We start from the raw sequence: 20,546 nt of genomic DNA, 5'->3' as shown, positions 1-20,546 counted from the left end.
AGGAGCGGCGCCCGGCAGGCGGAGGGGCGGTGCGGCCGGCCCCCGCCTGCCGGGCTCCGGTCACCGCTTGCGTGCGCGCAGGAGGGCACCGTCCAGGGGTAGCTCGGACCAGGTGGTCAGATCGAACCCGGCCGCGGCGAGGAGCCGGCGGTAGTGGTCGGCGGTCCGTTCGCGGCCCCCGACGTTGCACATCATGTGGACGTCCCAGGCCACCGCGAGGGAGGGCGAGTCGTCCTCGGGGAGGAGGCGTTCCACGATCAGCAGCTCGGCACCCGCGGGCATCGCCTCCGCGCACCGCTCAAGGATCGCCAGGCACTGCCGGTCGTCCCAGTCGTGCAGGACCCGTGACAGGAGGTAGACGTCACCGCCCTCCGGTACCGCGCTGGTGAAGTCGCCGACCACGAAGCGGCAGCGGTCGGCGAGGCCCGCCTTCGCCATCGTGCCCCGGGCGGCCGCGATGACGTGCGAGCGCTCGAGCAGGACGCCTCGCAGATGCGGCGAAGCCCGGAGGATCCGGCTGAGGAGCTCGCCGTTGCCGCCGGCGACGTCCACCACAACGCGGGCCCCGGAGAAGTCGACCCCCTCCACGACCGGGCCGAACATCGCCGCACTGGAGGCCATGGCCCGGTCGAACAGCTCGGCCAGCTCGGGGTGTTCGGCGAAGTGGTCGAAGTGGTTCTTCCCGAAGAGGTGCTCGAACGCCTCCCGGCCGGTGCGGACGGCATGGATCAGCTGTCCGAACGACTCGTAGAACGAGCCGCCGTAGAGGCGGGCCAGCGGGTGCATCGAGTGCTCCACGTCGGTCCGCAGCAGCTGCCCGATCTCGGTCAGCCGGTAGGAGTCCCCGTACGGCGTCACCACGCCGAGACCGGCCAGGTAGCGGAGCAGTCGCAGCAGACTGCCGTGATCGGCACCGGTCCGGTCCGCCAGCTGCTCGGTGCTCACCCCGGCCGGGGCGGCCAGCTGGTCGGCGAGCCCCAACTCGGCGGCCACCGCGATCGCCTGGGTCACCCAGGCGCCCGTCATCAGCTGGAGCAGCTGCTTGCCCGGCTGCTCCGGCTCGCGGTGCTGAGCCGCCAGGCTCTCGGTGTGGCGGCCCTGGGCGTGCAGCTCAAGGCGCCGGTACGGGCGGACGGGACCGCCGTCGGCGAGGTCGTCGGTGCTCGCGAAGTACAGCACCGTGCCGTCCTCGTGGGCGTTGTAGCCGCCGCCGTCGACCACCATCCGCCCTCGGTCGACGAGCATCGACCGCAGCCCGGCGAGGACCACGCCGTCCGGGGCGCCGACCGCGAAGGCGAGGTGCGCCTCGTGGTTCTCCGCCCGCTCTCCCCGGACGATGTCCTCGAGGCCGGACCCCGGGGGCACCACCAGCGCGAAGATCTCGAGCTCGCACGGCCGGCCGTCGCCGGCCCGCACCGGTGCGCGCAGAATGCCGACCTCGAGGGATCCGCCGGGCCTCCCGTACCGGCGGCTGAGCCGGTCCCGGACCACCACGCTGGCCGTCGTCTCACCGACCGCAAGGCCCAAGTCCCGCAGGTCCTCGCGCAGTTCGGCCAGCGTCTCGGGGAAGACGAGCACCGCGGCGTGCGTGAACCGGCAGTGGGCGGCAACCGTCGCCCGGTCCTCGGCGCCGAGCCCGGGGATCAGCTCGGCGAGGACCGTCCCGGTGTCGTTGGCCCGGATGAAGCCGACCGCCTCCTCGATGCGCTTCAGATCCTCCGGATCCATCCGCAGCGTCCCTGCCCGACCCGATTCCATATGTCACTCATCCCGTTGAGGTCGGCGTTCCGATCCCGGTGCGGGATCAGATCCCGACGTAGTTCTCGGCGAAGTGGTCCTGGTGCCTGCGCGAGTTCCGCAGGCTCTCCAGGCGGGCGCGTTGCAGAGCCCGCAGGAAGACGGCCTCGTCGTCGTTCCCGGCGGGGCCGTGCAGGAGGTTGATCATCCAGTGGGAGAACTCCTGGGCCCGCCAGATACGCGGCAGGCAGTCCTCGGAGTAGCGGGCCAGTGGCCGCTCGTCGTCGTCCCGCAGATCGGCGATCAGGGCCTTGGCCAGGATCTCCGCCTCCATGACCGCCAGGTTGGCGCCCTTGGCCGCCGACGGACTGATCAGACTGGCCGCGTCACCGACCAGGAAGAGACGGCCGTACTGGATGGGATCCATGACGTGGGACGCCATGTCCACGACCCGGCGCTCCAGGATCGGGCCCTGGTGCAGGGGCCCGTACCGGTCGGCCTGCATGCGCAGCTGAAGCTCGTCCCAGATCCGCCGGTCCGACCAGCCCTGCGGGTCCTCGCCCCGCGCGCACTGCAGGTAGTAACGGGTGACGGATGCGCTCCGGGCCATATGGCCGGCGAAGCCCTCGTCGTGGATGGCATAGGCGACGGCCGCCATGCTCTGCGGCGCCTCGGCCAGCAGCGCCAGCCACGAGATGCCGTGGTCCCGCCGGTACTGGCGGACCGCGCCCACCGGAACCGCCTGCCGTGAGACGCCGTGCCGGCCGTCGCAGCCGGCCACGTACCGGCCGTTCCACCGCTGGAGTTCGCCGTCCGCGTTCCGGCAGACGATCCACGGCCGGTCCGACCCGATGTCGTTCACCTCGGCCACGGCCGTCTCGAAGCGCAGCTCACCCCCGCGGTCGAGGAACTCGGCGATGAGGTCCCGGACCAGATCCTGCTGGGGGTAGACGGTGTGGACCTCCCCACGGCCCAGACCGCTGTACTTGAGCTCGAACTCGGCGTGCTCGCTGCGGAACAGGCAGGTGTCGTGCTGCCGTCCGTCGCGGAGCAGGCCTGCGGCGAGGCCGTTCTCCTCGAGGATCCGTACCGTGTTCGCCGCCAGGAAGCCCGCGCGCGCCCGGCGTTCGACGTAGGCGCGGCTCTGCCGTTCCAGGATCAGGCAGTCGACTCCCGCGGCCTTCAGCAGGTTTCCCAGGACCAGACCCGCGGGTCCGGCGCCGACGATCAGTACGGTCGTACTGTCAACGGACGAGTGGTCCGGCACGTCTCCCCCTTCATGGCGCGAGGGGAACATGGGCAGACCTCCGTACCGGCCCCCGCGGTCGTCGCCGACTTCTTATCAGGTTTGGGCGAACTGCGGGTAATTGAGTCCTCAGCCGGAACCGGCGCCCCCGGTCCGTACTCCCGAGCGGTCATCGACGGGTGACCGCTTACGGCGGAACGCGCCGCCTGCCGCCACGCTCGGCACAGCGACAGGCAGTGCGTTCCGCCTACGAGCTCATCGCCGCGTCCACCGCACCCTCCCAGCCGACCACGCTGTACGCGAACGCCGCGGAGACCATGGTCATGTGATGGTGCCAACCCGGGTAGGAGCGTCCTTCGAAGTCACGCAGCCCGAATTCCGACGCGAGCGTCTGCATCTCCGCCCGGCTGCGCTGAGCTAATCGCGTCAATGACATCACCTCGTCGAGTCGGTGGTGCGTCAGGTTGGTGATCCAGTACCTGGCGAATCCCTCCTTCTGGCTCAGTTCCCCGATAATCCTCACAACCTTGGGCGAGGGATTTCCGTCGCCCCGAAGAGGCGGTATTCGAGCGAGCGAGGAGACCAGGCCGGCCCGCCGCGAACCGGTGCCGGTGAGCGTCCTCATCGAGTCCTTCGGCAGCTGCTTCCCGAGGCCGCCCAGATGCCTCTGAATGGTGACCACGGCCTGCGGGTCGCTGAGCTGGGGAGCAGCGTCGTGATTCGGCAGGGAGGTGAGATAGTCGGTCCCCATCACGGGGAAGGAACCGTCCACCTGGACGGAGAATCCCACCCCCCTGTTCGCCATGCGGGTCAGCAGCCGGGTGACGTCGGAGAAATGCCGGACGTCACCCACGACGGGCACCGGGGACAGCTTCCACCGGAGGGCCATCTCCTCCACCATCTCGGCCACCTCCACCCATTCCGGCTTGCCCGCCACCGGCTCCGGGATGTAGGTCGCCCCCCGGAGCTCCGGGTCCTTCCCCCACCTCCCGGACAGCGAGATCCGCCAGTTGACCGGCACGCTCGCCGACTCCGAGGCGAGCGCGATGCCCAGGGCGAGCTGGCTGTTGACGGTGCGCCCCACCTCCGGCACGAAGCGCCGCTGCACACCGACCGAGCGCTCGCCGCGCTTGGGGATGACGACCCGCTCGATGACCCAGGCCCGGGGGTGCTTCGCATGCTCGATGCGCTGCGCGATCAGGGCCCGCACGGGCTCCCAGTCCCAGGGGCTCTGGTTGATGAACTGCTGCAGCGACTGGTTCGCGTGGAAGATCGGCACGCTCTCCGCTATACGACGGACGGACTTCTTGCCGTCGGCCAGCAGCAGGCCACGAAGATAGACCTCGGCCCACCGCCGCTGATCGGCGCGCGACATTGATCTGAAGACTTCGGCAGCGAATGCGGATACATTGTCGTAGGCGGGAAGAGATACAACCACATCTGATTCCACGGACACCTTTACCCCCGATGCACGTCAGTAACTTCGTAACCGATGTTCCCATGGTTACCTACCGGGGCAGGTGCCGGGCAATACACACTTAACGTAGTCGCTCGGCCAAATAGAGCGTATACATACATTGAATTGAAGAAAATGCCGCCCAGCATTCGAGCCGACTTGCCCGAATGCGTGCGCGGTCACGATTTTCGAGAAATCCAGGCAGGGTGCACGGGCCGCCGCCGCGGCGCCCGACGGGCGGTGAGGCCCGCCGGGCGTCCGTCAGATCCCTGCCATGGCATGCCGACCGCCGCCCGGGCGGCGGCGCCGTCTGAGCGGTCCGGGTCTCAGGCCTGCGCAGGACGTCCGAGCAGGAAGGTCCCCCAGGCGTGGGGCGACGGGGTTCAACCTGGCCACCGGCCTATCCTCCCCTGGATCAGGCGCAATGATGCACTCGAGTACTCCTCAGTAGACAAGCACCCGCCGGTCGGCCCGCGCCCTACCCCGAGAGCTTTGACCAGGCTTTACCGGACCGCCTCGGCCAGCAGGCGCCCGATGGCGCCCAGCGGAATCCAGGCCCAGGCCGGCCTGTGACGCGTTTCATAGCGCAGCTCGTACACCGCCTTGTCCAGCTGGTAGGCCGTCAGGAGTGCTCCGTCGCAGCGCGGATCGCGCCCGGTGACCGCGGCATAACCCGAGCAGAATGCGGCCTGGCTACGTGCCGTCCACTGCGCGGCGCGAGCCGCCGGATTGTCGATAGCCCTGCCGACGGCGATCTGGTTGAGCTGGTGGTACGCCGCATACTCGAAGGAACGGAGCATGCCGGCGACATCCCTGGCGGGCGAATACCTGGCCAGGCGTTCGGACAGCGCTGCGCCCGGTTCTCCTTCGAAGTCGATAATCAGCCAGCGAGCTGTGGTTCGCAGGGCCTGGCCCAGGTGCAGATCACCATGGATTCGCTGCGCCGCCCCCACCATTTCCAGCGGGAGATCCGCCACGGCGGCAAAGGCGGCGCGTAATTCCCTTTCATGCTCCGCCAGTTCCGGAACGGCGTCGAGCGCCGAGTCCAGCCGGGTGGTCATACTGCCCGCGATCCGCGCGAGATCCGCGCGGCGCAACGGTACGGTCCCTCCGGTCGCGGCCAGTTCACCGTGCACCGCCGCCACGGTCTCGCCGAGGCTCGCGGCCTCGGCGGCGAAGTCGGCGGCCCGATCAGGGCGGGCTTCGCCGCCGAGCAGCTCGCGCACGCTGTCCAGTGCCAGCTGCCAGCCCTCGGAGGCGGCCGGGGCGTACTCCTGCAGGACGGCCAGCGTCGCCGGGGCCCCGTCGAGTCGACCTTCGACGGCTCCCAGGAGCCTCGGGACATGCGGGGACTTGGCGCCCCTGAGCATGCGCTGCAGCTCCAGGTCGGGATTGGTTCCCGGGACGAGCTTTCGGATGATCTTCAGCACGTACCGCTCGTCGACCACCACCGAGCTGTTGCTCTGCTCCACCGCGAGCCGGCGCACCTTCAGGGCATGCCATGGCGGCTGGAATCCGGGCGGCTCGGCCTCGAACCGCAGCCCCGGTCCGTCCTCGTCGGCCGCGATCCGGCGGACCAGCCGGCCGACCAGCCCGGGGTCCGCCAGCGCGTCGTGGACCACTCCTCCGGGCAGTTTCGCGATGACCGACGAACCCGGGACGGCGGGCGTCACCATGCCTACCCCTAGCGGGAGTTGGTAGTCGGCCGCCGGGCGGCCGTCGGCGAACTCCACGCGCACCACGGCGATCACACCGGCCGGCTCGTCCGCCCCGACCGGGTCGCTGAAGGGGAGGACCTGGCGGACCGAGACCCGCTCCAGCGGCCGCCCCTTGTCCGCGAACCATCGCTGCCCGGGCAGCCAGGCCTCCAGGGCGCTGTCGAGCCCCGAGAGTCGCCCGATCGTGTCCAACGCGGTCATGACGTCTCCTCAGCGGTCCGGATTGACAACCACAGGAACCCGTGGCCGCCCAGGGCCAGTTGGTAGGGCTCCTCGGTGACGGCGGGAAAGGGCACCCCGCCGGTGAGCTCCACGGGCACCGCGCCGGCCTCCCCGGCCAGGTCGAGGCCGGCCGGCTGGGGGAAGCGCGAGAGGTTGTTGACGCACACCACGAGGTCCCCCGTCCCGTCCGGACGGGACAGGCGCCTGGCGTACGCGAGCACGGTCGGGTTGCCGGTGTCGAGTTCCTCGAAGGTCCCCAGCCCGAAGGCGGGGTGCTGCCGCCGGACCGCGAGCATCCTGCGGGTCCAGTGCAGCAGGGAGGACTCGACGGCGGTCTGGGCCTCGACGTTGACCGCTGCGTGGCCGAAGGTGGGGTCCATGACCACGGGCAGATCCAGTCGGCCCGGGTTGGCGGCGGAGAAACCGGCGTTGCGGTCGGGCGTCCACTGCATGGGTGTACGGACGCCGTCGCGGTCGGCCAGCCAGATGTTGTCCCCCATGCCGATCTCGTCCCCGTAGTACAGGACCGGCGAGCCCGGCAGGGAGAGCAGGAGCGCGGTGAGCAGCTCGATCTGGTTGCGGTCGTTGTCCAGCAGCGGGGCCAGCCGGCGCCGGATGCCCAGGTTGGCGCGCATCCGCGGGTCCTTGGCGTACTGCGCGTACATGTACGCGCGCTCCTCCTCGGTCACCATCTCGAGCGTCAGCTCGTCGTGGTTGCGCAGGAAGATGCCCCACTGGCTGCCGGCCGGGATCGGGGGTGTACGGGCGAGGACCTCGGAGACGGGCCGCCGGTCCTCCTGGCGCAGCGCCATGAAGATCCGGGGCATCAGCGGGAAGTGGAAGGCCATATGGGCCTCGTCACCGCCGCCGTCCGGGTCGCCGAAGTACTCCACCGCGTCGGCGGGCCACTGGTTCGCCTCGGCCAGCAGCACCCGGCCGGGGTACTCGTCGTCGACGACCTTGCGTACCAGCTTCAGGAAGGCGTGGGTACGGGGGAGGTTCTCGCCGTTGGTGCCCTCCTCGACGAACAGGTACGGCACGGCGTCCAGCCGGAAGCCGTCGATGCCGAGGTCGAGCCAGAACCGCAGCACGTCCAGCATCGCGTCCTGGACCCGCGGATTGTCGTAGTTGAGATCCGGCTGGTGGCTGAAGAAACGGTGCCAGAAGTACTGTCCGCGTACCGGGTCGTGGGTCCAGTTCGAGCTCTCGGTGTCGACGAAGATGATCCGGGCGTCGGGGTAGCCCCGGTCGTCGTCCGCCCACACGTAGAAGTCGCCGTAGGGGCCCTGCGGGTGGCGCCGGGACTCCTGGAACCAGGGGTGCTGGTCGGAGGTGTGGTTCATCACCAGGTCGGTGACCACCCGGATGCCTCGGGCGTGGGCGGCGTCCAGGAGCTCCACGAAGTCGTCGATGGTGCCGAACTCGGGGAGCACCGCCCGGTAGTCGCTGATGTCGTACCCACCGTCGCGCAGCGGTGAGGCGTAGAACGGCGGCAGCCAGAGGCAGTCGACGCCGAGCCACTGCAGGTAGTCGAGCTTGGCGGTGAGCCCCTTGAGGTCGCCGGTGCCGTCGGCGTTGCTGTCGTAGAAGGACCGGACGAGCACCTCGTAGAAGACCGCCCGCTTGAACCAGTCCGGCTCGACCGGCATGACCCGCGCACTGTCGTAGTCCTCGGACCGGGGCTCGACGATGAAGCCGCCGGCGGTGGGCTCACTCATGGCCGTTCCAGGTGAAGATCCTGGCTACGGACTCGGCCGGGTCGATCTTGAGGGTGCTGTCTCCCAGGGTCACGGGCTCACCGCTCAGCGCGTCATGGGCACTCACGGTGCCGTCCGGCTCCAGGCCCGGCAGCGGCGGTTCCAGGGTCAGTACGCCCTCCTCGACCTGCTCGGGATCGAGGGTGACCACACACAGCACGGTGTCGCCGGTCGCGGGGTCGTGCTTGGAGAAGGCGATCAGCGCGTCGTTGTCGACGGTGTGGAACCGCAGCCCGCGTAACCGGCGCAGCGCGGGGTGTTCGCGCCGCAGCCCGTTCAGCCGGGTGATCCAGGGCTGGAGACTGCGCCCCTCGGCCGACGCACGCGCCCAGTCGCGCGGGCGCAGCTCGTACTTCTCGGAGTCCAGGTACTCCTCGCTGCCCTGGTGCAGCGCCCGGTGCTCGTAGAGCTCGTACCCGGAGTAGAGGCCCCAGGCCGGGGAGAGCAGGGCCGCGAGCGCCGCCCGCAGGGCGAAGGCCGCCGGGCTGCCCTGCTGCAGGTGCTCGGGCAGGATGTCCGGGGTGGTGACGAAGAAGTTGGGATGCAGGAAGTCGACGGTGCCCACCAACTCGGTGAGGTAGTCGGTCAGTTCCTGCTTGGCGGTGCGCCAGGTGAAGTAGGTGTAGGACTGGGTGAAGCCCGCCTTCGCCAGGCCCTGGAGGACGGCGGGGCGGGTGAAGGCCTCGGCCAGGAACAGCACGTCGGGGTGGCGTTCCTTGACCTGCCCGATCAGCCAGTGCCAGAAGTCCACCGGCTTGGTGTGCGGGTTGTCGACCCGGAAGACCGTGACCCCGTGCCCGACCCAGAACAGCACCACCCGCAGGAGCTCCGCGTACAGGCCGGCCGGGTCGTTGTCGAAGTTCAGCGGGTAGATGTCCTGGTACGCCTTGGGCGGGTTCTCCGCGAAGGCGATGGTGCCGTCCGGCCGGGTGGTGAACCACTCGGGGTGCTCGCGGACCCAGGGGTGGTCCGGGGAGCACTGGAAGGCGAGGTCGAGCGCGACCTCCAGGCCCAGGGACCGTGCCCTGGCGACGAAGGCGTCGAAGTCCTCGATGGTGCCGAGGTCCGGGTGCACCGCGTCATGGCCCCCTTCCTCGGAGCCGATGGCCCAAGGGGAGCCGACGTCCCCGACGCCGGCCGTCAGGGCGTTGTTGGGGCCCTTGCGATGGGTCCTGCCGATGGGGTGGATCGGTGGCAGGTAGACCACGTCGAAGCCCATGTCCGCGATCCGGGGCAGGTCCGCGGCCGCCGTGGCGAACGTCCCGTGGACGGGGTTCCCCGCAGCGTTCCGGCCGCCGGTCGACCGGGGGAACAGTTCGTACCATGCACCCGCGAGGGCCAGTGGGCGGTCCACCCAGATCTGGTGGGGAACCCCCCGGGTGAGCAGGTCTCGTAACGGACTCCGGGCCACGATCTCGGCGGTCTCCTCGTGCAGAGCGTCCGAGACGCGCTGCGCCAGCGGGGCCCGGTCGTCGCGCAGCCGGCCGGCGGCCCGCAGCAGGCGCGGCCGGTGGCCGGGGTCGGCCCGTCGTGCGTACCGCTCCAGCAGCCGGGCGCCGGTCTCCAGGTCGTTGGCGAGTGCCTCGGCCCCCTGGCCGTCGTCCAGCTTGGCGCTGACGGCTCGTCGCCAGCTCGCCCAGGGGTCGCTCCAGGCGTCGACCCGGTAGGTCCACAGGCCCGGGCCGTCGGGGATCACCGTCGCCTTCCAGCGGTCCAGGCCGGCGTCCGCGAGGGACATCGGCAGGGCGGCTCCGGGAGCTTCCTCGTCCGCGCGACGCCAGATCACCGAGGCTGCCAGGGCGTCGTGCCCCTCGCGCCAGACCGTGGCTTCAATCGGTATGTGTTCTCCCACGACAGCCCGGGCCGGGTATCGGCCACCGCTCACCGCGGGGGACACATCATCAATGACCAACCGACCAATCATGGTCCGTCACCTCTTCTCCAGTGGTATCGCCATCATGTGGAGCGGGTGACGGGGAGGGAAGTTCCTACCGGAACTGTCGGCGCACTGTGGAGACTCCGTGAAGTCGCAAGCGCGGTGCGAGGCCGGGGAATTAGTCGCAACCGGGCCAGCCGCTCCCTCGGCAATTCAGTCAACTTCCACAAGTGGCACCTGCGTTCCGCTCATCCCTTGCTGCCCTACCGGGCCCACGGGTTGACTCGGTCCTGCTCGGCCGGCGAATTCACCCGTCGGCCATCGGAAGACATCCGAGAGAGCGGAAATCGCACCGCAGACAGCCCTGGAGGTATCGGTGTCGAAACGAATCCTGGTGGTACTTTCCGAATTCGGTTACTGGGGAGAGGAGCTGGTCGGCCCGGTCGACGCACTCGACGCCCAGGGTTACCGCATCACCTTCGCCACCCCCACCGGTAAGCGCGCCCGCGCTCTGCCGCCGAGCCTGGACGCGGACTACATCGACCCGCCGCTGGGCCGGTCCGTGACCACGCGGGACATGGCCCGCAGGGCCCGCGAGCTGGACGAGTCGAGCCGGCTGGACAACCCGCTCAGCCTGCAGGACCTCATCCCCGAGCGCCCGTACTACAGCTCGCTCAACCACCTGCGCGAGCTCGAGGACTACCACCGCCGGCTCGCCTCCGGGGTGGGCGACCTGATCGCCGGGTTCGACGCGCTGGTCATCGTCGGCGGCAGCGGCCCCATCGTGGACCTGGCGAACAACGAGCGGCTGCACGAGGTCGTGCTCGCCTTCGCCGCCGCCGACAAGCCCATCCTGGCCGAGTGCTACGGCGTGGCCGTCCTCGCCTTCGCCCGTGACCTCGAGACCCGCGCAAGCCTGCTGTGGGGCAAGCACGTCACCGGCCACCCGAAGGAGTACGACTACAAGGACGGCACGGGATTCATCGGCGTGAACTTCAACATGGGTCCGCCGCCGTACCCGCTGGAGTACATCCTGCGCGACGCCACCGGCCCGGACGGGGCCTTCCACGGCAACGTCGGCAAGGAGACCTCGGTGATCGTCGACTTCCCGTATCTCACCGCCAGGTCCACACCGGACTCCGTTCCGGCCGGCGAGCTGCTGGTACAGGTCCTGGAGAACGGGCTGCGCCGCTACGGCTGGTAACGCTCCGTCAGATTCGTTGAAGACCGGAAAGGAGAGCTGAGATGCGAGCGAGGCCAGGGAAGACCGCAATCTACGAGCAGTTCGCGGCCGACGGCATCGGCTATATGTTCGGCAATCCGGGCACCGTCGAGCAGGGTTTCCTGGATGAGGGCGGCCGCTCCGGCCTGTCCTATCTGCTGGCCCTGCACGAAGGCGTCGCGGTGGGCATGGCGGACGGCTACGCACGGGCTGCTCAGCGGCCCGCCCTGGTCCAGCTCCACAGCGGGGTCGGCCTGGGCAACGGGATCGGCATGCTCTACCAGGCCAAGCGCGGCGGATCGCCGCTGGTCGTGCTGGTGGGCGAGGCCGGGGTCCGCTACGACTCGATGGACGCGCAGATGGCCGCCGACCTGGTCTCGATGGCCAGGCCGGTGACCAAGTACGCCACCCGGGTGCTCGATCCGGCGTCGACCCTGCGCGTGCTGCGCCGCGCCGTCAAGATCGCCATGACGCCGCCGCGCGGCCCCGTCGTGGTCGTCCTGCCGGCCGACGTGCTCGACCAGATCACCACGGAGCCGGCGCTGCCCACCACGATCCCGGACACCCGGGTGGCGCCGGCGGCCGGTCTGGTGGAGCAGGCCGCCGAGGCGCTGCGGGCCGGCGAGCGACCGCTGATCCTGATGGGTGACGGGGTCGCCGCCTCCGGTGCGCAGAGTGAACTCACCCGGGTCGCCGAGCAGTTGAGGGCGCCGGTGTGGGGGGTGAACTCCTCGGAGTTCAACTTCGACACCACCCATCCGCTCTACGGCGGCCAGCTGGGCCACATGTTCGGGGCCGACAGCGCCCGGGTGGTCCGGGAGGCGGACGCCGTGCTGATACTCGGCACGTACGTCTTCCCCGAGGTGTTCCCGTCACTGGCGAGCCCGTTCCGGGAGGGTGCGCGGATCGTGCACATCGACCTGGACGCCTACGAGATCGCCAAGAACTTCCCGGTGGAACTCGGCCTGGTCGCGGACCCCAAGCTCACCCTGGCGGCACTGGCCGACGAGTTGGACCGCCGCCGGCCGCCGCACGCGGCCGAGCCGCTGCCACCGGCCGGCCGGGCGTTGCCGTCCGCATCGGACGACGGCTCGGTGCTGGAGCGGTTCGTCCGGGTGCTCGCCGAACGCGCTCCGGCCGATCTCGCCGTGTTCGACGAGGCGCTCACCGCCTCGGGCGCGCTGGCGAAGTTCCTGCCGCCACGGGCACCGGGCCGGTTCTTCCAGACCAGGGGCGGCTCGCTCGGCGTCGGGATTCCCGGAGCCCTGGGCGTCAAGCTGGCGCGTCCCGACCTGCCGGTGGTCGGCTTCACGGGCGACGGCGGCAGCATGTACACCTTCCAGGCCCTCTGGACGGCGGCCCGCTACGGGATCGACGCCAAGTTCGTCGTCTGCAACAACCGCCGCTACCGACTGCTCGACCTCAACATCGATCAGTACTGGAACGAGCTCGGCATCGCCCCCCACGCCCGGCCGGCCGCCTTCGACCTGTCCCGTCCCGAGATCGGTTTCACCGGGCTGGCGGCGTCCCTGGGCGTGGCCGGCCGGCGGGTGGACAAGCCCTCGCAGGTCGAGGATGCCGTCGAGGCGATGCTCGGCCACGACGGCCCCTACCTGATCGACCTGGCGACCGACTGACCCGCCCCGGCCCACCGCTCATCGGAGGAAGGCACCCCCATGACCTCAGCCCGCGCCCGGTCCGTACTCACGGTCCACAGCGTCCGCCGGCTTGTCGACCACTGGAGCACGGCGCTCGCCCGCCAGGCGCCCATGGACGAGCTGCTGCCCCACCTGGCCAACGGCCTGCTCCTGGAGCTGCCCGACCGAACCCTGCGCGGTGTCGGGGAGTTCCAGACCTGGTACCGCGAGTCCGGCGCCCGGAGCCTGGCCGATGCGCGGCCGGTCGGCGGTGACGTCCGGATCCGCCTGGCCTCCCCGATCCACGCCCAGGTGACCATCACGGACGCCCCGGCGCCCCCCGGCCTCGGCTCCGCCCACCAGGCCTGGTGGGTGGTGCTGCAGGCCGGGGCGCCCCGGATCCGCAGCGTGGTGGTACGGCAGCCCGCGCCGGCCGGGGTGCTCAGCAGCGTCTGACCGACACGATTCGAGGACACCGCAATGACCCAGCACACGCCGCTCCGGCCGGAGCGCCTCACCGGCAGGCGCATCGGCATTCTGATGGAGAGCGATTTCGTCGAGGACGAGATCTCCTACTACCGACGCCGGTTCACCGAGGAGGGCGCCGAGGTCGTCCTGCTGACCCGCCTGTGGGGTCAGCCGTCACTGACCTTCACCGGCCACGAGCACCGGGCCCCCGTCACCGTCAGCGCCGACTTCGAGACCCTCGACTACGGCGAACTCTCACGCCTCTCCGCCCTGGTGGTGCCCTCGGGCATGGTCGCCGACCGGCTCCGCTACAGCGAGGACGTGGACCAGCCGGCCCCGGCCGTGGAGCTCATGCGACGCGCGTTCCGGCTGCCGCGCCTGGTCAAGGCCTTCTCCTGCCACGGGCTGCTGCTGATGTCGGCGGCCCCCGAGCTCGTCCGCGACCGCCCGGTGACCTGCCACAACAACCTGGTCGGCGACGTCCGGAACATGGGCGCCGTCTACACCAACCAGGACGTGGTCGTCGACAACGACCTGGTGACGGCGCGGACGGTGGACCACTGCCACCTGCTGGCCCGCTCGGTGATCGAGCTGCTCGACGCCGGGAAGGAGCCCGGCGATGGCCGCTGAGATCGGCTTCTCCTTCTCCGACAGCACCGCCGGCTACGTCGAGCACCGCCAGGGGACGCGGGTCGGGCTGCGCACCCTGGACGGCCGCAGCGTCACCGTCCACCTCACCGACGTCACGTACGCGCAGCTGCTGCGCAACCTCGGACAGCCCTACCAGGACGCCACCGGCCGCCTGGACGAACTCCTGCGCCCGGGCGCCTTCGTGTTCAGTTACGGCCCGGTCTACCCGCGCGAGGGCGGTCTGCACTTCCAGGCCACCCAGCTCATCATCGTGAGCGAACCGGACCACCGCCCCCCGTACGAGGGGGCGGGGTGGTGGACGGACCAGCTGCGCCAGCTGGCCGGCTTCTACCGCAGGTCCCAGTTCGGCACCTCCCGGATCGACTTCGCCGACTACCGGACCGAGATCCGAAGCAGTGGTGAGAAGACCCTGGGCCATGTGCAGGAGACCGACACCATCTCGCGGATGGTGTACGGCATGGCCACCGCCTTCATGCTCACCGGCGAGGAGGACTTCCTCGACGTGGCCGAGCACGGGTCCCGGTACCTGCACGACCACATGCGCTTCGTCGACCCCGTCGAGGACGTCGTGTACTGGTACCACGGGATCGACGTCGAGGGGCCGCGCGAACACAAGCTCTTCGCCTCGGAGTTCGGTGACGACTACCGCGCCGTCCCCGCGTACGAACAGATCTACGCCCTGGTCGGGCTCGTCCAGACCTACCGGCTCACCGGAGATCCGGCCATCCGCGCCGACATCGAGGGCACCGTCCGCCTCTTCGAACGCTTCTTCGCCGACCGCAAGTTGGGCGGCTACTACTCGCACATCGACCCGGTGACGCTCAGCCCGCACCATGACTCGCTCGGGCCGAACCGCTCACGCAAGAACTGGAACTCGGTGGGCGACCACGCCCCCGCGTACCTGTTCAACCTGTTCCTGGCCACGGGCGACGACCACTACCGCCGGATGCTGGAACACACCTTCGACATGATCGTCACCCACCTGCCGGACCGCTCGGACGAGCGGAGCCCCTTCGTCAACGAGCGCTTCCACGCGGACTGGACCCCGGACCGCAGCTGGGGCTGGCAGCAGGACCGCGCGGTCGTCGGACACAATCTGAAGATCGCCTGGAACCTGATGCGGATGCACGCCACCCTGCCGAAGTCCGAATACCGCGCCCTGGCCCAGCAGATCGGCCGCTCGATGCCGGAGGTCGGCCGCGATCCGCAGCGCGGCGGCTGGTACGACATGGTCCAGCGCATCCCGGAGGAGGGCCGGCACGCCTTCGTCTGGCACGACCGCAAGGCCTGGTGGCAGCAGGAGCAGGCCATCCTGGCCTACCTCGCCCTGGCAGGTCACACGGGGGACGCGGACTTCCTCCGGCACGCCGGTGAGTCCTCCGCCTTCTACAACGCCTTCTTCCTCGACCACGACGAGGGAGCCGTGCACTTCACCGTGCTCGCCGAGGGCCTGCCGTACCACGTCGGCAACGAACGGCTCAAGGGCAGCCATGCGATGAGCATGTACCACAAGGCCGAGCTCTGCTACCTCGCCGAGGTGTACACCCGGCTCCTGGTCCACCGCGAGCCGCTGGACCTCTGGTTCCGGCCCCGGAGCGACGCCGAGTACCCCCAGGGGCTGCTCCGGGTCGCCCCCGACGTACTGCCTCCCGGGCGCGTCGTGCTGGACTCGGTGCGCGTCGACGGCGCGCCGTACAGCAACTTCGACCCGGAGAGCATGACCGTGCAGCTGCCCAGGAGCGACTCCCGGCAGCTCGTCCAGGTGCGCCTGCGCCCGGCCCAGGACCGGCGATGACGGTCGCCACCGAGCCCGGCCGGCTCGCGCAGTCGTACCGGACACGCCCCGGGCAGGCGCTCCCGCTCGGCGCGACACCGGTACCGGGCGGGGTCAACTTCTCGGTGAGCTCCCGCACGGCCCGGGGCATGTGGCTGGTCCTCATGGACGCCGGCACCGGTGCCACCCTCGCGGAACTCCCGTTCCCCGACGGCTACCGGGTCGGGTCGGTCTTCACCATGACCGTCCTCGGGGTGGACCCGGCGCTGGTCTCCTACGGCTTCCGGGTCGCCGGAGCGGACGGGGCGCTCTCCCCCGTACTCCTCGACCCGTACGCCAACGGGCTGGCCGGCAGCGGGCCCTGGGGCGATCGTCCCCGGTACCGCTCCCAGATCGTGGTCGAGGACTTCGACTGGGGAGACGACGCCCGCCCGGACCTCGCACCCGAGGATCTCGTCATCTACGAGGCCCACGTACGCGGATTCACCCGGCACCCCAGCGCCCGGGTGAGCAGTCCGGGGACGTACCGGGGCCTGCAGGAGAAGATCCCGTACCTGCGCGAGCTCGGGATCACCTGCGTGGAGCTGCTGCCCGTCGCCGAGTTCGACGAGACCGACAACACCTACACCTCGCCGGAGAGCGGAGCCCCGCTGCGGAACTACTGGGGCTACAACACCGTCGGGTTCTTCGCGCCCAAGGCCGCCTACGCCACGGACCACACCCCGGCAGGCGCGAGCACCGAACTCAAGGAGCTCGTCAGGGCGTTGCACCGGGCCGGTATCAAGGTCGTCCTCGATGTCGTCCTCAACCACACGGCGGAGGGCGACCACCGGGGACCCACCCTGTCCTTCCGCGCGCTCGACGAGTCCGCCTACTACCTGCTGACACCCGAGGGCGAGTACCGCAACCTGACGGCCACCGGCAACACCGTCAACGCCAACCACCCCACGACCAGGGCCATGATCCTTGACTGCCTGCGCAGTTGGGTCACCCGGTACCACGTCGACGGCTTCCGCTTCGACATGGCGTCCATCCTCGCCCGGGGCACCGACGGCCGGCTGCTGCGCAACCCTCCGCTGCTCGAAGCCATCGCCCACGACCCGGTGCTGGCCGACTGCCTGCTCATCGCCGAGGCCACCGACGCCACCGGCGTCGACCAGGTCGGGACCTTCCCCGCCTACGACCGGTGGAGCGAGTGGAACGGCCGCTACCGCGACGGCATCCGGCGCTTCCTGCTCGGACGCCCGGGCAGTGCAGGCGAGTTCGCCACCCGGCTGGTCGGCTCCCCCGACCTGTACCGGGGCCGCGGCACCGCCGCCTCGGTCAACTACATCACCTGCCACGACGGCCTCACCCTCGCCGACTGGGTCTCCTACGACCGCCGGCACAACGAGGCCAACGGGGAGGGCGGCCTCGACGGCATCCCCGACGAGGACAGCTGGAACTGCGGGGAGGAGGGGCCGACCGACGACCCCGGCGTTCAACGGCTGCGGCAGCGCCAGCAGCGGAACGCCCTGCTGCTCCTGCTGATGAGCCAGGGCATCCCCATGCTGCTGGCAGGCGACGAGATCGCCCGCACGCAGCAGGGCAACAACAACGCGTACAGCCAGGACTCACCACTGAGTTGGGTCGACTGGTCGCACACCGACACGCACTCGGACCTGCTGCGCTTCGTCCGGCACTGTACGGCCTTCCGGCGCGCCCACCCGGTGCTGCGCCGACCACGCCACCCGGGCGGCGAACTGCCCGCGGGCTGGAGCCACCCACCGGTGAGCTGGCACGGCGAGACGGCCCATCGGCCGGACTGGAGCTCCTCCTCCACCCTGCTGGCGGTACTGCTGCACCAGCAGGACGAGCAGGGGCGGTCCGACACGGTGTTCCTCGCGGCGAACAGCGGCGACGGACCGCGCAGCATGCACCCGCCGGCACCGCCGCCGGGCACCCGGTGGCACCTGTGCATGGACACCGGTGCCACCCCCGGCTCCGACAGCCACCCGCCGGGGCGCCAACCGGCCCTGGACGGAGGCACCCTGCGGCTGGCCGACCACTCCGTGGCCGTGCTGGCCGCCCTACCCGACGACAGGACATGACCATGGCTTTCGAGGCATATCTCGGCTTCTCCGGCACCACCGCGGCCCTCCACCTCGCCGGCGATCTGGAGGAGCGCGACGTCGCGCGCCTGCGGTCGCTGGTCGACCAGGCCGTGCAGCGGCCGGTACGGCGGTTCGTACTCCACGCCGGGGAGCTCACCTCCCTTGCGGCGGCCGGGGTTCGCTGCCTGGCACTCGCCCAGCAGCAGCTCCGCCCCGGGACGGAGGTCATCATCGACGGTGCGGGCGAGCAGGTGCGGCACGCCCTGCGGCTCAGCGGGCTGGACCGGTCGATGACGGTGGTTTCGAGCAGGTAGGGGCAACTTTTCAGGGGCGCGGGGAACTGCGCGACCAACCTTCTGCGGATGGGGGTTGGTCGCGCACGCATTTGATCAACAGAGCCCCGCGCCCCTGTTGGTGCGCCCTCAGCCCGTTGTCGTCGCCAGCCGTTCGAGGCCCTGGGCGTCCTCGGGTGAGGCCGGGAGGAAGACCACGAGATGCTGGTGGGGGGCCTCGGCGACGGCGAGTTTGGTGTAGTTGAGGTCGACCCGGCCCGCCCGCGGATGGCGGAACTGCTTCATCGCGGGCGCGAACGCCTGGATGGGGTGCTCCGACCACATGGCCACGAACGTGGGGCTGGTGGCCGTGAGCGCGTCGATCAGCGCATTGGTCCGAGGATCATCGGGGTGCTGCCCGACGGAGGCGCGGAACTGCCCCAGGATCTCCCGGGCTTCACGCTGCCAGTCGACCAGCAGCGTACGCATCGAGGGCCGGGTGAACAGCAGCCAGATGCTGTTGCGCTCCTCCTCCGGCAGGGCGTCCAGGCCCCCGACGAGCCGCGCGTAGGCACGGTTGTACGCGAGCAGGTCCCAGCACGAGTTGATCACGTGCGCGGGGTTGGGATCGAGGGTGTCGACCAGGGCCCTGAGGGTGGGGTTGACGCTGATGCGCCGGGGCGCTTCGGTGGGCAGTGCGGTGCCGGCCAGCGTGAACAGGTGACGTCGCTCGGCGGCGGTCAGCCGTAAGGCGTGCGCCAGACTGTCCAGCACCTGGCGGCTGACGGTGATGTCGCGGCTCTGTTCCAGCCACGTGTACCAGGTGACACTGACTCCGGACAGTTGGGCGACCTCTTCCCGCCGTAGGCCCGGCGTGCGCCGCCGCGGCCCCGGGTCCAGCCCGACGTCCTGAGGGCTCAGTGCCTCGCGGCGGGACCTGAGGAAGCTTGCGAGGTGTTGACGTTGCGTCATGCCTGCCATGAAACCGCCCTCTTCAACTCCTGTCCTGGTGCCATTTATACCAGCATAAACGGCCCTCTGTACCAGCTTAACGATCCGTTCCATGCTTGGAGTGTGACCACTCAGCAGACGACACCGAATGACAGCCGAGCAAGCGGAACCCCGCACTCGGACACCACGAACTCCACCTGGGGCCGCCCGGTAGCGGTTCTCGCGCTCGGTTCATTTGCGATGGGTACCGACTCGTTCGTGCTCGCCGGCATCCTGCCGCAGATCGCACACGGACTCAAGGAATCCACCAGCGCCGCCGGTCAGGTCATCACCGCATTCGCGCTGACCTACGCCCTGGCCGCGCCCTTCCTGGCAGCCTTCACCAGCAAGCTCCCACGCAAACCCCTCATGGCCTTCGCGCTGGCCCTCTTCGTCGTGGCGAACCTCGCCTCGGCCGCCGCGCCGACGCTGCCCTTACTCCTCGCGGCCCGCGTCGCGGCGGGCTTCGGAGCCGCCCTCTACACACCCAACGCCTCCGCCGCCGCCGCGGCGCTGGCCGGCCCGGCCCGCCGGGGGCAGGCGCTGGCGGTGATCCTCGGCGGTCTGACCGTCGGTACGGTCTTCGGTGTGCCCGCCGGCACGGCGATCGGCCAGCACGTCTCCTGGCAGGCGAGCCTGGTCTTCGTCGCCGCCGTCGGTCTGGTCGCGCTCCTCGGGCTGCTGGCGACCCTGCCGAACCTGCCCATCCCGCCGGCCGTACCGATGTCGGCCCGGCTCGGTGTGCTGGCCCGGGGCCGGGTGCTCGCCATGGTCGGCTTCATGCTGCTGGCCAGCGCGTCCAGCATCATGGTCTACACGTACATCGCCAAGGTGCTGGGCGAGACCGCCCACACCACCGGGACCTCGCTGGCGGTGACGCTGCTCGTCTGGGGCATCGGCGGCACGGTCGGGTCCTTCGGCAGCGGCTGGCTGACCGACCGCTGGGGGGCCCACCGGACCCTGCTGCTCGCCGTCGGCCTGCTGGCCGTCACCCTCGCCGCGCTCACCGTCGCGACCTCGATCGTCCCGGTCATGATCGTCATGGCGCTCAACGGCGCCGCCGGCTGGGCCGTGGCCACTCCCAACAACCACCGCCTCACCGCACTCGTCCCCGAGCTGCCGAGCGTCGTCATCTCCTTCAACTCCTCCGGCATCTACCTCGGGCAGGCGGTCGGCGCCGGGCTCGGCGGGATCCTGCTCGGCCATGGCATGGCGGTACGTCCGTTCTGCATCGCCGGAGCCGTCATCGCGGTCGTGGCCATCGCACTTCACCTGCTCATCTCGCGGTCCGCGAAAGAGGTCCGGACCGCCTGACGGCGAATATCCGGACGGACTTAACGAAGGCGCACCGGGATATCGGTGTGAACCGAATTCCGGCCCGGCCCAGCGTTAGCTTTTTCAGCAGCAGGAATGCCGATCGAACCTGC

Annotated in this window: 15 protein-coding genes; 8 read left to right on the top strand and 7 right to left on the bottom strand. The window is 70.2% G+C overall.

Features of this window, described 5'->3' with window-relative positions:
- Positions 1-60 precede the first annotated feature (60 nt).
- The 6 genes from FB465_RS27405 to FB465_RS27380 all read right to left on the bottom strand — a co-directional run bounded on the left by FB465_RS27405 (position 61) and on the right by FB465_RS27380 (position 10,060).
- Positions 61-1,728 carry a methyltransferase gene (locus tag FB465_RS27405; protein WP_145794737.1) on the bottom strand — a complete coding sequence of 556 codons (1,668 nt, stop codon included), beginning with the start codon at positions 1,726-1,728 and terminating at the stop codon, positions 61-63.
- Between the two features lie 76 nt (positions 1,729-1,804).
- Entirely contained in the window at positions 1,805-3,004 is a 1,200-nt protein-coding gene (locus FB465_RS27400; protein ID WP_246192866.1) for a 4-hydroxybenzoate 3-monooxygenase, read from the bottom strand.
- A 226-nt stretch (positions 3,005-3,230) separates the two neighbouring features.
- Positions 3,231-4,421, bottom strand: a complete 1,191-nt coding sequence (locus tag FB465_RS27395) for an IS701 family transposase (RefSeq protein WP_425461263.1) — start codon at positions 4,419-4,421, stop codon at positions 3,231-3,233.
- Positions 4,422-4,942: 521 nt separating this feature from the next.
- Positions 4,943-6,358 carry a maltokinase N-terminal cap-like domain-containing protein gene (locus FB465_RS27390; protein ID WP_145794731.1) on the bottom strand — a complete coding sequence of 472 codons (1,416 nt, stop codon included), beginning with the start codon at positions 6,356-6,358 and terminating at the stop codon, positions 4,943-4,945.
- The gene (treS, locus tag FB465_RS27385; protein ID WP_211786013.1) at positions 6,355-8,028 is read right to left on the bottom strand and encodes a maltose alpha-D-glucosyltransferase; all 1,674 of its coding nucleotides are present in this window, start codon (positions 8,026-8,028) and stop codon (positions 6,355-6,357) included. Before treS ends, FB465_RS27390 begins: the two co-directional genes overlap by 4 nt.
- 61 nt (positions 8,029-8,089) lie before the next feature.
- Entirely contained in the window at positions 8,090-10,060 is a 1,971-nt protein-coding gene (locus FB465_RS27380) for an alpha-1,4-glucan--maltose-1-phosphate maltosyltransferase (protein WP_145794727.1), read from the bottom strand.
- 328 nt (positions 10,061-10,388) lie between these two features.
- Between FB465_RS27380 and FB465_RS27375 the strand changes: the two genes are divergently transcribed.
- Genes FB465_RS27375 through FB465_RS27345 form a run of 7 tightly spaced genes read left to right on the top strand, consistent with a single transcriptional unit; the run spans position 10,389 to position 18,171 of the window.
- Complete coding sequence (locus FB465_RS27375) at positions 10,389-11,216, top strand: type 1 glutamine amidotransferase domain-containing protein (protein WP_145794725.1); 828 nt, start codon at positions 10,389-10,391, stop codon at positions 11,214-11,216.
- A 41-nt stretch (positions 11,217-11,257) separates the two neighbouring features.
- Positions 11,258-12,871: a thiamine pyrophosphate-binding protein gene (locus tag FB465_RS27370; RefSeq protein WP_145794723.1), complete on the top strand. Its 1,614-nt coding sequence runs from the start codon at positions 11,258-11,260 to the stop codon at positions 12,869-12,871.
- Positions 12,872-12,910: 39 nt separating this feature from the next.
- A complete protein-coding gene (locus tag FB465_RS27365) occupies positions 12,911-13,327 on the top strand; it encodes a hypothetical protein (RefSeq protein ID WP_145794721.1) in 417 nt (138 codons plus the stop codon).
- 24 nt (positions 13,328-13,351) lie between these two features.
- Positions 13,352-13,969 (top strand): DJ-1/PfpI family protein, encoded by a 618-nt coding sequence (locus tag FB465_RS27360; RefSeq protein WP_145794720.1) that lies wholly within the window; start codon positions 13,352-13,354, stop codon positions 13,967-13,969.
- The gene (locus FB465_RS27355) at positions 13,959-15,785 is read left to right on the top strand and encodes an AGE family epimerase/isomerase (protein ID WP_145794718.1); all 1,827 of its coding nucleotides are present in this window, start codon (positions 13,959-13,961) and stop codon (positions 15,783-15,785) included. The genes FB465_RS27360 and FB465_RS27355 overlap by 11 nt, the downstream gene beginning before the upstream one ends.
- Complete coding sequence (locus tag FB465_RS27350; RefSeq protein WP_145794716.1) at positions 15,782-17,854, top strand: glycogen debranching protein; 2,073 nt, start codon at positions 15,782-15,784, stop codon at positions 17,852-17,854. Before FB465_RS27355 ends, FB465_RS27350 begins: the two co-directional genes overlap by 4 nt.
- A gap of 2 nt (positions 17,855-17,856) precedes the next feature.
- Entirely contained in the window at positions 17,857-18,171 is a 315-nt protein-coding gene (locus FB465_RS27345; RefSeq protein WP_145794714.1) for an STAS domain-containing protein, read from the top strand.
- A gap of 108 nt (positions 18,172-18,279) precedes the next feature.
- Here FB465_RS27345 and FB465_RS27340 read toward each other — a convergent pair whose 3' ends face one another.
- Positions 18,280-19,101, bottom strand: a complete 822-nt coding sequence (locus FB465_RS27340) for a helix-turn-helix transcriptional regulator (RefSeq protein WP_246192865.1) — start codon at positions 19,099-19,101, stop codon at positions 18,280-18,282.
- Between FB465_RS27340 and FB465_RS27335 the strand changes: the two genes are divergently transcribed.
- Complete coding sequence (locus tag FB465_RS27335; RefSeq protein ID WP_342791848.1) at positions 19,084-20,433, top strand: MFS transporter; 1,350 nt, start codon at positions 19,084-19,086, stop codon at positions 20,431-20,433. The genes FB465_RS27340 and FB465_RS27335 overlap by 18 nt on opposite strands.
- The last annotated feature ends 113 nt before the right edge of the window (positions 20,434-20,546 follow it).

The sequence above is a fragment of the Kitasatospora atroaurantiaca genome, assembly GCF_007828955.1.
In the GTDB taxonomy this organism is placed as follows: Bacteria; Actinomycetota; Actinomycetes; order Streptomycetales; family Streptomycetaceae; genus Kitasatospora; species Kitasatospora atroaurantiaca.
The sequence above is the reverse complement of the archived record's forward strand: the minus strand, read 5'-3'. Positions and strand labels throughout refer to the sequence as shown.